This is a genomic window from Nonomuraea sp. B1E8 (genome assembly GCF_039871515.1).
Lineage (GTDB): Bacteria > Actinomycetota > Actinomycetes > Streptosporangiales > Streptosporangiaceae > Nonomuraea.
The window spans coordinates 1-12,399 of the sequence record NZ_JBDPLS010000022.1 but is presented as its reverse complement, the minus strand read 5'-3'; the positions used below and the strand labels follow the sequence as shown (position 1 = coordinate 12,399).

Below are 12,399 nucleotides of genomic sequence, written 5' to 3'. Positions count from 1 at the left end.
GATTAGAAGTGTGTCGAAATTATAGGCGGTGGTAGGCCACCAGCGCGAACGCCGCGATCGCGCACGCGGCGGCCACCGCGCCCATCACCCAGCCATACCCCGCGGCCTGGGCGAGCGCGACCGCGCCGAGCGGAGCCAGCGCCTTGTCGGCGACGGAGAAGACGGCGATGCGACCGGCCAGCGAGGCGTAGGCGGTGGTTCCGTAGCGGCCGACCAGCAGGTGCGGCAGGGTGATCGAGGCGATGCCGAAGCCGAGCCCGAACAGCAGGACGGCTCCGATCACGCCCGCCACGCTCCGCCCGATCAGCGGCAGCAGCAGGACGGCCACGCCTTGCAGGGCGAAGATGGCGGCGGCGATGAGGGCGGCGGGCAGCCGGGTCTGCAGGCCGGTGGTGATCAGCCGTCCGGTCACCGACAGCACCCCCAGCAGCCCGGCCAGGGTGGCGGCCAACACGGGCGGGTGACCCAGATGGATCAGGTAGGTGATGAGCAGGACCGCCACGGTGGCGACCGCGCCGCCGTTGGCGGTGAAGGCGATCACCAGCAGCCAGAACGGCCGCCGACGAGTGGCCGCCTTGACGATGTCGGCCCGCTCCCGCGCCGCGGCGGACGCCGGCGTGCTTGCCGTACGGGTGCGGCGGCGCAGTACGAGGGCGTGCAGCGGGACCGCCGCCATCCCGTAGATCAGGGCCAGGATCACCAGCGCCGTACGCCAGCCGTACCGGTCGACGAGGAGGCCGGTGAGCGGAAGGAAGATCGAGGAGGCGAACCCGGCGACGATGGTCAGTGCCAGCAGCCCGTTCGCCCGGCCGCGCTCGTTGCCGGCGAAGATCGAGACGATGACGGCGAAAGCGGCCTCGTACAACACCATGGAGCAGGCGACGCCGACGAGCGCGAACACCGCGTACAACTGCGGCAGGCTCTCCACCCTCGACCAGGCCAGCACCGCTGCGGCGCCCAGCAACGACCCCGCCGTCATCAGCGCGCGCCCGCCGCGGGCGTCCAGCCACCGGCCGACCAGCGGCGCGCACAGGGCCGCGATCAGGATGGACAGGGTGAGGGCGGCGGCGATCTGCGCGTTGGTGGCGTGCAGGTCGCGCGCCATCGGGGCGAGGAAGACGGAGAAGGCGTAGTAGAGCACGCCGTAGCCGATGGTCTGGGTGATGGCCAGCGCAGCGACGACCCGCCGGCCATGTCCGGAACGCGGCGGACCGCCGCCCTGCTGTTCGCGGGCGGCGGTCTCGGCGGTGGAACTCATGCTGGACAGGCGATCAGCGCGCGGCCTTCAGCCGTGGTCGCCCACCCGCCTGCGTGGGTCTCGGTGACGAAGCCTTGGGCTTGCAGACGCCAGGCGAGCGTTCCCGCCATCCGGGCGATCGCCGGCGCGTATCCGGGGTTGGTGCTGGGCCTGCGGGCGGCGACCAGTTCGTCGGCCAGCCGGTGGGCGGGCATCGGCTCGTGGTCGCAGATCAGGCGCAATGCCTCCTTCTGGGCGGCGGTGGGGTAGCCGTCGGACATCGGGTTTGTTCCTTTCACCCGCAGCAGCCGCCGCCGGACTCGGCGGTGGCGGTGGCGAGGGGAAGCGGGGCGGACAGCAGGCCGCCGCTGATGCCGGTGGCCAGGCCGACCCGCTGCTCTTGGGCCTCGGCCAGGTTGGAGGAGCACACGCCGGTCTCGGGCAGGTCGAGCTGGACGTCGCGGGCGGCCTCCCAGTCCCCGGCCAGGGCGGAGACCACGGAGCGAACCTGCTCATATCCGGTGGCCATGAGGAACGTGGGGGCGCGGCCGTAGCTCTTGACGCCGACCGTGTAGTAGCCGGGCTCGGGGTGCGCGAGCTCGTCCGCGCCGTGGGCGGGGACGGTGCCGCAGGAGTGCTGGTTGGGATCGATCAGCGGGGCCAGGGCGCGGGGGGAGCCGAGCACCGGGTCCAGGTCCAGGCGCAGCTCGGAGGCGATGGAGTGGTCAGGGCGGTAGCCGGTGGCCGACACGATCCGGTCCACGGTGACGCTCTGCTCGCGCCCGGACGGGTCGCGGCTGACCACCTCGACGCCCTGGCCGGTGGCGTTGACGCGGTGGGTGAAGAAGCCGGTCAGCAGGGTGATGCGGCCGGATTCGACGTGGGCGCGCAGCCGCGTGCCCAGCGCCCCGCGGGCCGGCAGCGCGTCGGCGTCGCCGCCGCCGTAGGTGCGGCTCGCGCTGACACCGCGGATCGCCCAGGTGATCGGCGTGTCCGGCAGCTCGGCCAGGGCCAGCAGAGTGGTGGCGGCCGAGTGCCCCGCCCCGACCACCAGCGTGTGCTTGCCCTCGTAGCGGTCACGGTCCGCGCCGAGCACGTCCGGCAGGGCGTGGTCGACGAAAACCGCACCCTCGCCATACGCGGGCAGACCGCTCGCCCCGAGCACGTTCGGAGTGGTGTAGGTGCCGGACGCGTCGACGATCGCCCGCGCCTGCAGCTCTTCGCCGCTCTCCAGGCGGATCAGGAACGGCACCTCCTCGCGGCCCGCCGTGCGCACCCGGTCGTAGCCGAGGCGGCTGATCGCGCTGACCTTCACGCCGAGACGCACCTTGTCGCCGAACAGCTTGGCCAGCGGGGCGAGGTAGTCATCGATGAGCCCGGCGCCGGTGGGTAGCCACTCGCCGTCCGGAGCGGTCCAGCCGTCGGCCTCCAGGAGGCGGCGGGCGGCTGCGTCGATGTTGTACTTCCACGGGCTGAACACCCGCACGTGGCCCCACTGGGCCACCGAGGCGGCGACGCGGTCGCCGGCTTCGAGGATCGTGAAGTCGATGCCGCGCTCCGCCAGGTGGGCGGCGGCGGCCAGGCCGACCGGGCCGGCGCCGATCACGACGACCGGCAGGTCGCCCGGCTGCCCGGAGGTGGCCTGCTGAGGGGTGGCGAACTGCTCGGTCTCGACGGCAACGGTGCCGCAGCAACGGTCACTCATGACGGCTCTCCAAATGGCGCGGGTCAGCGGAAGGACGGGGACGACAGGGCGGAGGTGCGGGCGCGCTCGATGGTGGCCTCAGCGCGGCAGGTGTGGTCGCACACCTCCGAGGTCGCTTCGTTGAAGGTGAAGCCCGAGACGTCCCCTGAGATGCCAGCGGGGCGGCGCAGGCGGGTGAGCAGAGCGCGCATCGCGTACCTCCTGAATAGAAGCTCATCTAAACAGCTCAGATTCTGGACCACTGATTAGAGGATTGTCAAATTAGTCGTGTATCGAAGCAACTGATCAGAGGCCGACCTGTGCGGGGGCATCCCGCACGCGAGCGGCCAGTGGGCCGACGACGTAGGCGGCATCCCGACTCACGCCGCGCAGCGTGTTGGAGGCGAACGAGCGCTGGAACTCCAGCCCCGGATGGACCAGCCCCGGCAGCACGGTGGAGACGCCTCTCTGGTGCAAGGGCAGGCCTTCGGGGGTGAGGGCGCCGAGCGGACGCGGATAGAGGTAGTCGGCGACCTCGTCACGGCGGGGGTAGCGGTCGGATCACCAGGGAAGTCCAGGCCGGGCATGGCGCTGAAGCGGGCCGGAGAGTAATTTCCTCAGACCAGGAGCCCAGGGTTTCGAGCGTTTCCCAGGGCCGTTAGATGCCGCTCAAGGTCGGCTGCCTCCATGCGCGCACTGGTCGATCAGGTCAGCGAGGGGATTGCCCGGCCCTGCTCGGCGTGGTCCCGCAGGAGAGCGATCACCGGCTCCAGCGGTTGCATCGAATCCCGCGGAACGTGCGCCGTCGCTCGCCCTGATGTCTCCTGACACGGCTAGTCTCTGTTCGAGGTGACCAGACCGCGAGCGATGGCGTTTATCGTGGCGTCGAGTACGGCGTTGTAGGCGTCGCCGTACATGTGCCGGTTCATGACAATCAGCCCGATGGTGCGCATCACGCCCATCACGATCTCGGGTTCGACATCCCTGGTGATCACTCCCTGGGCCTGCCCTGTGGCGATGTACTCCAGCAGTGGGGTCATGATGTACGGCGTGACGCGGGCGGCCTCTTGTGCGCCGATCCGTCTGGACACTGCCTGGAGCTCGTCAGGGTGGGTGAACAACCGCCGGTAGAACGGATCCGCGGTCAGCACGGTCGTCATCGCTCGCATCACCTCTGCCAGGGACTCCACGCTCGCAGGACGGCGGAACACCGCACTGTGCCGTTCGGCGATGAGCGGGGCCCGGCGGATCATGACCTCCTTGTAGAGGGTCTCCTTGGAGTCGAAGAAGGCGTAGAAGCTGGCCTTGGAGATCCCTGCCGGCGCGACCAATTCCTCCAGCGAGGTCTTCTTCAGTCCTTGGGATGCATACAGCCGTTCGGCGGCATCCAGCAGGTCGGCGGTGATCCGCGCCCGCTCCTCGTCAGTGAAAGCAACAGCCACGATATTCACCTGTGTCCAATCGGGATATCGGGCTACAGTTTAATCGGGCTCTTGCCGCCCTCATGGCACGTGAACCCGACGCCGGCAGCAGGGGCAGGGAAACGGCGCATGAGTGGCCAATGAGCGCCGAAGGCGCCACCGGCCACGGGGATCGATCGGGCCGCGCCGACACCTAGCGCACGGTGCCGGCCCGCTGCTGCTCCTCATAGAGCACGCCGAACCGGTCGATGCGCCAGAGCTGGCCCATGATCATCAGTGTGGCGCCGAAAGCGGTCGGCCAGATCTCGAGTGAGACGAGCCCGTAGGCGATCAGCGAGATTGCGGCGGGGCCGCCCACCACGATCAGCAAGCGCTGGATTCGGCGGTGATCGGCTGTGGTCGGCCATTTGTCCTTGAACCACAGCTTCTCACCGTAGATGCCCTTGGCCGACCATGTGGTCGGCATGTGGATCGGGCGGAAGATGAACGGGTTCAGCCACAGCCACAGCATCACGACGGCGATCGGGACCAGGCACCACCAGCCCAGCCAGACTCTGCTCCAGACCGCCGCGAGCATCAGCGGTATCGCGGCGAGCCTGGTCCATACGCTCCAGGGGTTGGCGTGCCGCTTCCAGCTGTCGTCACTCATGTGCAAGATGCTCGCCATTTTCGACGCAGCGCTCATGTCAACCTCCGTTCGGGAAGCCCTCCCGGGAGGGCGGTGGCGGCGCGATTTCACGTGCCGGTCACAGCCATCGACGACCATCCACCAAGGAGCTATAACCGGATTGGACATTGGGTTACAGGCTAGTATGCTCCTGCTCGCCGGGAAGTCAAGCAGGCGGATGAAACGATGCCGATCGACGCATTCCCGGCATCGCAGCGGACCATCGGCGGCGGCGCCGTCACAGACGAGAACCTGCTCTCGATGGCTCCGCATCTGCGCGACCGGAAACCTCGGCCTGCCCGTCATCACCAGCGGCGCGGAGAGTGGCCCTCACCCCTCGGTCGCGACCGCCCTGCGCATGCTGCGCGATCTGACCGGCCGAGCATCAGTTGCCCGTCGCGCCAGCGGAACGCCGTACGGGTGCACTCCACGCTCGCGCGGGTCTTCTTCTTCGCTCTTTAAGGTTCTGTCGTGGATGCCAGGACATCATCGCAAGATGACTCGCTGTTGCAGTGGAAGAATGGTTTCCAGGCTGGAATGTGCAAGAGGTAAGGTTGGGGGTTGTGACGACATTTCGGATCAGCGAGGCCGCGGCGCTGCTCGGGGTCAGTTCCGACACGGTCCGCCGCTGGGTGGACGCGGGCAAGCTGGCCGCGGAGCGGGACGAGCACGGCCACCGGCAGGTGAGCGGCGCCGATCTGGCCGCCTTCGCCCGCGGGCAGGTCGAAGCGGTCGACGGCGGCCGCTCCTCGGCGCGTAACCGCTTTCGCGGGATCGTCACCGAGGTGATCCGCGATGCGGTGATGGCGCAGGTGGAGATCGCCGCCGGGCCGTTCCGGGTGGTGTCGCTGATGAGCCGCCAGGCCGCCGACGAGCTGGGCCTGGAGGCGGGGGTGGTGGCGGACGCCGTGATCAAGTCCACCAACGTCGTCGTGGAGATCCCCGGTCACGAACGCGTGGCCGGCCATGTGTGAGGAGCCCGCCGTGGTGTTCAGGCGCCTTTTCCGAAGGGCGATCGCCCTGCCGGCCGCGCTCGCGCTCGTGTGCCTGTCCGGATGCGGCTCCGGTGGGCCGGCCTCGTCCGCGACCACCGGAGGCGGGGACGCGAACGAGGTGACGGTGTTCGCGGCGGCGTCGCTGACGGAGACGTTCACCGAGCTCGGCAAGGCCTTCGAGGCCGCGCATCCGGGCACCACGGTGAGACTCAACTTCGGCTCCAGCGCCACCTTGGCCCAGCAGATCGTCCAGGGCGCGCCGGCGGACGTGTTCGCCTCGGCCAGCCCGGCCACGATGAAGACGGTCACCGACGCGTCCCTGGCGAGCTCGCCGACCACGTTCGTACGCAACAGGCTGCAGATCGCCGTGCCCGCCGGCAACCCGGCGAAGGTCGACGAGCTGAAGGACCTCACCGATCCGAACGTGAAGGTGGCGCTCTGCGCCGAGCAGGTACCGTGCGGCGCCGCCGCGGTCAAGGCGCTGGACGCGGCCGGGCTCACGGTCACCCCGGTGACGTTCGAGCAGGACGTCAAGGCCACGCTGACCAAGGTGGGGCTGGGCGAGGTGGACGCGGCGCTGGTCTACACGACCGACGTGATCGCCGCGGCGGGCAAGGTTCGGGGCATCGCGTTCCCGGAGGCGGACCAGGCGGTCAACGACTATCCGATCGCCGCGCTGGCGAAGGCTCCCGCTGGTGAGACGGCCTGGCGGTTCGTCGACCTGGTGCTGTCACAGCAGGGCAGGAACGTGCTGACCAAGGCCGGCTTCGAGCCTGATCTCCGATGAGCTCTTCCGCGCCGCAGCAGCCGTACCCGGTGGACACGCCCGCCGGGCGGCCGGCCGCGGGCCGCAAGGTCTCCGGGCGGCTGCCGTGGATGCTGGTCGTGCCCGCGCTGGCGGGGCTGGCGTTCCTGGTGCTGCCGCTGGCCGGGCTGCTGATCCGGGCGCCATGGCCCACGTTGCCGCAGCGGCTGGCCGAGCCGCACGTGCTGGAGGCGCTGCGCCTGTCGCTGGTGGCCGCCACCATCGCCACCGCCTTCTGCCTGCTGTTCGGGGTGCCGCTGGCCTGGCTGCTGGCCCGGGTGGAGTTTCCGGGCCGGCGGCTGGTGCGGGCGCTGGTCACGGTGCCGCTGGTGCTGCCTCCGGTGGTCGGCGGCGTCGCGCTGCTGCTGGTGCTGGGGCGGCGCGGGCTGGCCGGGCAGTGGCTGGAGGCCACGTTCGGCATCACGCTGCCGTTCATCACCGCCGGGGTGGTCGTGGCCGAGGCGTTCGTGGCGATGCCGTTCCTGGTGATCAGCGTGGAGGGCGCGCTGCGCGCCGCTGACCAGCGCTTCGAAGAGGCCGCCGCCACGCTCGGAGCCTCGCGCTGGACGGTGTTCCGCAGGGTGACGCTGCCGATGGTCATGCCGGGGGTGGTGGCCGGCGCGGTGTTGTGCTGGGCGCGGGCGCTGGGCGAGTTCGGGGCGACGATCACGTTCGCGGGCAACTTCCCCGGCACCACCCGCACCATGCCGCTGGCGGTCTACCTGGCGCTGGAGACCGAGCCGGAAGCGGCGATCGTGCTCAGCCTGGTGTTGCTGGCCGTCTCCGTCGTCATCCTGGCCAGCCTGCGCGATCGGTGGGTGAGCGCGGCATGACCCTGCACGCTCGTCTCGTGGTCGAACGGGCCGCGTTCACGCTCGACATCGAGGTCGAGGTCGCGCCGGGTGAGGTGGTGGCGCTGCTCGGCCCCAACGGCGCGGGCAAGACCACCGCGCTGCGCGCGCTGGCGGGGCTGACCGCCATGACCGGCGGCCGGATCCTGCTGGACGGCAACTCCATCGACGGCCTGGCCGCCGAGCAGCGGCCGATCGGCATGGTCTTCCAGGACTACCTGCTCTTCCCGCACCTTTCGGCCCTCGACAACGTCGCGTTCGGGCCACGCTGCCAGGGGGTGGCCAAGGCTGAGGCCCGTCGTCTGGCCGCGCGGTTGCTGGAGCGCGTCGGCCTGGCGGACCGGGCCTCCGCCAGGCCGCGCCAGTTGTCCGGCGGGCAGGCCCAGCGGGTGGCGCTGGCCCGCGCGCTGGCCGTGCGGCCGCGCCTGCTCCTGCTGGACGAGCCGCTGGCCGCGCTGGACGCCCACACCCGGCTGGAGGTCCGTTCCCGGTTGCGCCGCCACCTGGCCGACTTCGACGGCGCGACCGTCCTGGTCACCCACGACCCGCTCGACGCGATGGTGCTGGCCGACCGGCTGATCGTCATCGAGAACGGCGCCGTCGTCCAGCAGGGCGCCCCGGCCGAGGTGGCCCGCCGCCCGCGCACCGACTACGTGGCCCGCCTGGTCGGGCTCAACCTGCACCGGGGGGTTGCCGACGGGGCCCGGGTCAAGGTCGGCGAACTGCTGTTGACCACCTCGCAACACCTGGAGGGACCGGTGTTCGTGGCCTTCCCGCCGGCTGCCGTCGCGCTCTACCGCTCCCGGCCCGACGGCAGCCCGCGCAACCTGTGGCAGGGCCGCATCGACGGCATCGAACGCCACGGCGACAACGTCCGCGTGCACCTCGACGGCCCCGTCGCCGCCTTCGCCGACATCACCCCCGCCGCCGTCGCCGACCTCGACCTGACCCCGGGGCGGCAGGTCTGGGTGTCGGTGAAGGCGACCGAAACCCACGCCTACCCGGCATGATCGGCGATCGCTGCTACGGACCAGCGGTGATGGTGATCTGGGCGGGCAACGCGTCCAGCAGGATGAGGACTCCCGCTATCCCGACGATCCAGCGCAGGGTGGTACGGGATCCGGAGTCGAGCCTGCCCTGCCACCGTTCGAACCGTTCGCGGATCCGCTCGCCCAGGGCGGCCCATGCGGCGAAGAGCAGGACGCCGGGGATCACCATGATGCTCACGTAGACGCCGAGGAGCGGCGACCATTGGGCGGCGGGCAGCCCGGCGAGGGTCATGATGCCGATCGCGCCGAAGTAGGGCACGGCCGTGGCGAACTCGAACAGCCAGGTCACCAGCCCCAGCAGCAACATCGAGCGCATGGTGAAGGACCGCGCTCTGACGGATGCGCGTTCGGGGTCCCGGTCGGGGATGAAGGAGCTGCCCACCACGAGGGCTGCGCCGAAGGCGGCCTGTCCCCAGGCCCACGCGGTGTCGTCGACGCGGGGCACGACAACGCCCAGGCCGAGCATGAGCAGCACGCCCAGGGTGAAGTACGCGACCGCGACGGTGCCGAGATAGCCGCCGAGCAGCAGGCCGACGCGGTGCGGCCTGGCCAGCAGCAGATAGAGCGTTATCCCGATCACCGCGGGGCTCAGCGTGTCGAGCAGGGCCAGACCCAGCACCGCCACGATCGTCTCGATCGGCACACCTGTCTCCTGCGGGGGAAGGAGTCGACGGACCGTAATAACACGCCCGTGTCAGTACGATAGCACAGGTGTGTTAGCACGTGCGTACTAACATGTGGACGTGCCACGACTCGTTGACCACGACCAGCGACGGGCCGAGCTCGGCGAAGCGGCCATCCGGATCATCCTGCGCGAAGGGCTGGCCGGCGTGACCGTCCGCGGCGTCGCCGCCGAAGCCGGCTGGTCCACCGGGTCCCTGCGGCACTACTTCGGCAACCAGCACGCGTTGCAGGCCTACGTCGTGCAGGCCACCACCGACGCCCTGCGCCGGCGGGTCCTGCCGCGCGTCCAGCGGCCCCGTACCGAAGGTTCGGTGGTCGAGCAGGTCGCCACGATCGTGGAGGAGATGCTGCCGCTCGACGAGGAGCGGCGCGAGGAATACGCGCTGTGGTCGGCGGTCGTCGAATGGGAGCGTCAGCACCCTCAGGAAGAGGGCTCGGCGACGTGGAACGACCAGCGGGCACTGCACCGCCAGTGCGTCGCCGCCCTGCGCGGGCACGAGCCGGTTAGCGACCCGGGCCAGGCCACGGCCGCGCACCCCGATGCCGAGGTCGAGCTCTGGGCGGCTCTCCTGCACACGTTCGTCGACGGGCTCGCCTCCCAGATCGTCAACACCCCCGGCCAGGTGCCGGCCGGCACCGCCGGGCGCCTGCTGCGTGCCCTGCTGTGTGCCGTGCCCCGGCCGGAGAGCGCGCCGCACAACCGCTGATCCGCGTGGGCCGGGACGGCGCTCTGGCCGGCGTCTCGTATCCCAGTGCAGATGATCGCGTTGAATGTTGTGGGATACCTCCATGACTGAAGCGTGCCGTTCTGGTGTGAGATCGACCCCATGAAGGATGAAGGGAAGCAGCGCAGGTTCCCCACGGGCGACCTGGCGAGAGTGGCCGTGTTCGCCGCGCTGATCGCCGTGCTCGGGTTGCCGGGCACCATCAACGTCTTCGGCAACGCGGTCCCGATCACCCTGCAGACCGCCGGCGTGATGCTGGCGGGCGCGATCCTCGGCTCCTGGCGGGCGGCGCTGGCCGTCGCCGTGCTGCTCGTGCTGGTCGCGGCCGGCCTGCCGCTGCTGGCGGGCGGGCGGGGCGGGCTGGGCGTCTTCACCGCGCCGTCGGCGGGATTCCTGCTGGGCTGGCTGCCCGGCGCGGCCGTGACCGGCTGGCTGGTCGAGCGGGCGGGCCGCCGGCCGGGCTGGATCCAGCTGTTCGTGGCGAGCCTGGTGGGCGGCATCGGCGTGGTCTACCTGGTCGGGGTTCCCGTCCAGGCGATGGTCTCCGGCGTGTCGCTGGGCGCGGCGGCGCTGCTCACGGCCGCGTTCCTGCCCGGCGACCTGATCAAGGCGGTCGTGACGGCCTACGTCGCCAGGGGCGTGCAGGCGTCCTACCCCGACGCGGTGCCCGCCGTGCACCGCGAGCGGTTGCGCACCGGGGAGCGTTGACCCCGCGATGCCGGTAGCAGAACACGTGCTGCGGCACTCCGCCGAACGTCCCGGGCGGCCGGCGGTGTGCGGCCAGGACGGCGAGCTCTCCTACGCCGAGCTCGCCGCGAACCTCCAGGGCGCCGCCCGGCACCTGCGCGGCCGGGGGATCGGCCCGGGCGCGCTGGTCGCGATCGGGCTGGCCGACCCGGCCGCGCTGCTGACCGCCGTGCTCGCCGCCGACCTGGCCGGCGCCACGCCGCTGGTGGGCGACCCCTCCTGGGGGCGCGAGCGCTGGGCGCGCCTCACCGGCGCGGTCACGCCCGACCTCCTGGTCGCCGAGCCGCTCCCGCACGCGCCCGGCCCGGCCATGACCCCGCACGCGGCCCCCGCCGACCTGGCATGGGCCTGCTTCAGCTCCGGCAGCACGGGCCGGCCGCGCGCCGTCGTACGCCGCCGCGCGTCGTGGACGGACTCGTTCGCGCACCTCAGCGACCTGGCCGGGATCGGCGCCGGCGACATGGTCCTGGTGCCGGGGCCGCTGACCTCCAGCCTGTACGCCTTCGCCGCCGTGCACGCGCTGGCCGCCGGCGCGACCGCCGTGCTGCCCGGCCGCCGCCCGGGCAGGGCGCTGAAAGCCAGGGCGGAGTCGGCCACCGTCGTGCACCTGGTGCCGCACCTGCTGGACGACGTCCTGCACCGTTTCGGGGCGCTGCGCACGGCCGTGGTCGGCGGCGCGGCCCTCGCCGCGGGGGCGCGCGCGGCCGCGGCGCGGGCCGGGGTCAACGTCGTGGCCTACTACGGCGCGACCGAGCTGTCGTTCGTGGCCGTCGACGCCGACGGAGGCGGGCTGCGCCCGTTCCCCGGCGTGGAGATCGAGGTCAGGGCCGAGCCGGGGGCAGCGCTGGGCGAGGTGTGGGTGCGCTCGCCGTGGCTGGCCGACGGCTATCTGGGCGACGTGCCCGGCCCGTTGCGGCGCGATGCGCGCCGCTGGGCCAGTGTGGGCGACGTGGCGCGGCCCTACAGGGAGGGTGAGGTGCTGCGGTTGCGCGGCCGGGGTGAGGGCGCGATCCAGACCGGCGGCGCGACCGTCGTGGCCGAGGACGTCGAAGAGATGCTCAGGACGGTGCCGGGTGTGGGCGACGTCGTGGTGGTCGGCTCGCCGCACCCGTCCCTGGGTTCGGTGGTCACGGCGATTCTCGAGGCGGAGGGCGCCTCGCCGCCGTCGCGGGAGTTGCTGGAGGCGATGGCCAGGGGCGGGCTGGACGCGGTGCAGCGGCCGCGCCGCTGGTACGCGGTGCCGAGCCTGCCGCGTACGCCGTCGGGCAAACCCGCCCGCGCCCTGGTGGCGGCCCGGCTGGCCGGCGGCGATCCCGACATCCGGCGGCTGGTCTGATGGCCGTCGTGGTGGCGGCCCGGCGCACGCCCATCGGCACGGCCGGGCACGCGTACAAGGAGCTGACCGTCGACCGGCTGGCCGCCCCCGTGATCGCCGCGGTGGTGGACGACGTAACGGGTGACAGCGCGGGTGGCGGGGCGGGTGGCGGGGCGGGTGGGGGGGCCGGGCGGGGGGGGGAGGACGTGGGGCTGGGCA

15 protein-coding genes and 1 pseudogene are annotated in these 12,399 nt (G+C 71.7%); 8 read left to right on the top strand and 8 right to left on the bottom strand.

What is annotated here, in order from left to right:
• Positions 1 to 19: 19 nt before the first annotated feature.
• From ABGA98_RS42745 to ABGA98_RS42715, 7 genes are all read right to left on the bottom strand, one after another.
• Complete coding sequence (locus tag ABGA98_RS42745; RefSeq protein WP_347624208.1) at positions 20 to 1,258, bottom strand: MFS transporter; 1,239 nt, start codon at positions 1,256 to 1,258, stop codon at positions 20 to 22.
• Complete coding sequence (locus ABGA98_RS42740) at positions 1,255 to 1,518, bottom strand: hypothetical protein (protein ID WP_347624207.1); 264 nt, start codon at positions 1,516 to 1,518, stop codon at positions 1,255 to 1,257. The genes ABGA98_RS42745 and ABGA98_RS42740 overlap by 4 nt, the downstream gene beginning before the upstream one ends.
• Before the next feature lie 14 nt (positions 1,519 to 1,532).
• Entirely contained in the window at positions 1,533 to 2,942 is a 1,410-nt protein-coding gene (locus ABGA98_RS42735; protein ID WP_347624206.1) for an FAD-dependent oxidoreductase, read from the bottom strand.
• A gap of 23 nt (positions 2,943 to 2,965) precedes the next feature.
• Complete coding sequence (locus ABGA98_RS42730) at positions 2,966 to 3,133, bottom strand: hypothetical protein (protein ID WP_347624205.1); 168 nt, start codon at positions 3,131 to 3,133, stop codon at positions 2,966 to 2,968.
• 94 nt (positions 3,134 to 3,227) lie between these two features.
• On the bottom strand, positions 3,228 to 3,398 hold the full coding sequence (locus ABGA98_RS42725) for a hypothetical protein (protein ID WP_347624204.1): 171 nt from the start codon (positions 3,396 to 3,398) through the stop codon (positions 3,228 to 3,230).
• A 356-nt stretch (positions 3,399 to 3,754) separates the two neighbouring features.
• The gene (locus tag ABGA98_RS42720; protein WP_347624203.1) at positions 3,755 to 4,363 is read right to left on the bottom strand and encodes a helix-turn-helix domain-containing protein; all 609 of its coding nucleotides are present in this window, start codon (positions 4,361 to 4,363) and stop codon (positions 3,755 to 3,757) included.
• 172 nt (positions 4,364 to 4,535) lie between these two features.
• A complete protein-coding gene (locus tag ABGA98_RS42715) occupies positions 4,536 to 5,027 on the bottom strand; it encodes a DUF6653 family protein (protein WP_347624202.1) in 492 nt (163 codons plus the stop codon).
• Positions 5,028 to 5,572: 545 nt separating this feature from the next.
• Between ABGA98_RS42715 and ABGA98_RS42710 the strand changes: the two genes are divergently transcribed.
• The 4 genes from ABGA98_RS42710 (at position 5,573) to ABGA98_RS42695 (ending at position 8,670) form a co-directional block, all read left to right on the top strand.
• Positions 5,573 to 5,983, top strand: coding sequence for a helix-turn-helix transcriptional regulator (locus ABGA98_RS42710; RefSeq protein ID WP_347624201.1), 411 nt, complete (start codon positions 5,573 to 5,575; stop codon positions 5,981 to 5,983).
• 10 nt (positions 5,984 to 5,993) lie between these two features.
• Entirely contained in the window at positions 5,994 to 6,791 is a 798-nt protein-coding gene (modA, locus tag ABGA98_RS42705) for a molybdate ABC transporter substrate-binding protein (RefSeq protein WP_347624200.1), read from the top strand.
• An 89-nt stretch (positions 6,792 to 6,880) separates the two neighbouring features.
• On the top strand, positions 6,881 to 7,642 hold the full coding sequence (locus tag ABGA98_RS42700) for an ABC transporter permease (protein ID WP_347624287.1): 762 nt from the start codon (positions 6,881 to 6,883) through the stop codon (positions 7,640 to 7,642).
• On the top strand, positions 7,639 to 8,670 hold the full coding sequence (locus ABGA98_RS42695; RefSeq protein WP_347624199.1) for an ABC transporter ATP-binding protein: 1,032 nt from the start codon (positions 7,639 to 7,641) through the stop codon (positions 8,668 to 8,670). The genes ABGA98_RS42700 and ABGA98_RS42695 overlap by 4 nt, the downstream gene beginning before the upstream one ends.
• 13 nt (positions 8,671 to 8,683) lie before the next feature.
• On the opposite strand, the gene ABGA98_RS42690 is transcribed toward ABGA98_RS42695, so the two are convergent.
• Positions 8,684 to 9,352 (bottom strand): GAP family protein, encoded by a 669-nt coding sequence (locus ABGA98_RS42690; protein WP_347624198.1) that lies wholly within the window; start codon positions 9,350 to 9,352, stop codon positions 8,684 to 8,686.
• A 100-nt stretch (positions 9,353 to 9,452) separates the two neighbouring features.
• On the opposite strand from ABGA98_RS42690, the gene ABGA98_RS42685 reads away from it, so the two are divergent.
• The 4 genes and pseudogenes from ABGA98_RS42685 to ABGA98_RS42670 form a co-directional block, all read left to right on the top strand.
• A complete protein-coding gene (locus ABGA98_RS42685; RefSeq protein ID WP_347624197.1) occupies positions 9,453 to 10,100 on the top strand; it encodes a TetR family transcriptional regulator C-terminal domain-containing protein in 648 nt (215 codons plus the stop codon).
• A 120-nt stretch (positions 10,101 to 10,220) separates the two neighbouring features.
• On the top strand, positions 10,221 to 10,826 hold the full coding sequence (locus ABGA98_RS42680; protein ID WP_347624196.1) for a biotin transporter BioY: 606 nt from the start codon (positions 10,221 to 10,223) through the stop codon (positions 10,824 to 10,826).
• Between the two features lie 7 nt (positions 10,827 to 10,833).
• A complete protein-coding gene (locus tag ABGA98_RS42675; protein WP_347624195.1) occupies positions 10,834 to 12,201 on the top strand; it encodes an AMP-binding protein in 1,368 nt (455 codons plus the stop codon).
• Positions 12,201 to 12,399 (top strand): annotated as a pseudogene (locus tag ABGA98_RS42670) (acetyl-CoA C-acyltransferase); the annotation flags it as partial. The gene ABGA98_RS42675 and the pseudogene ABGA98_RS42670, both read left to right, overlap by 1 nt.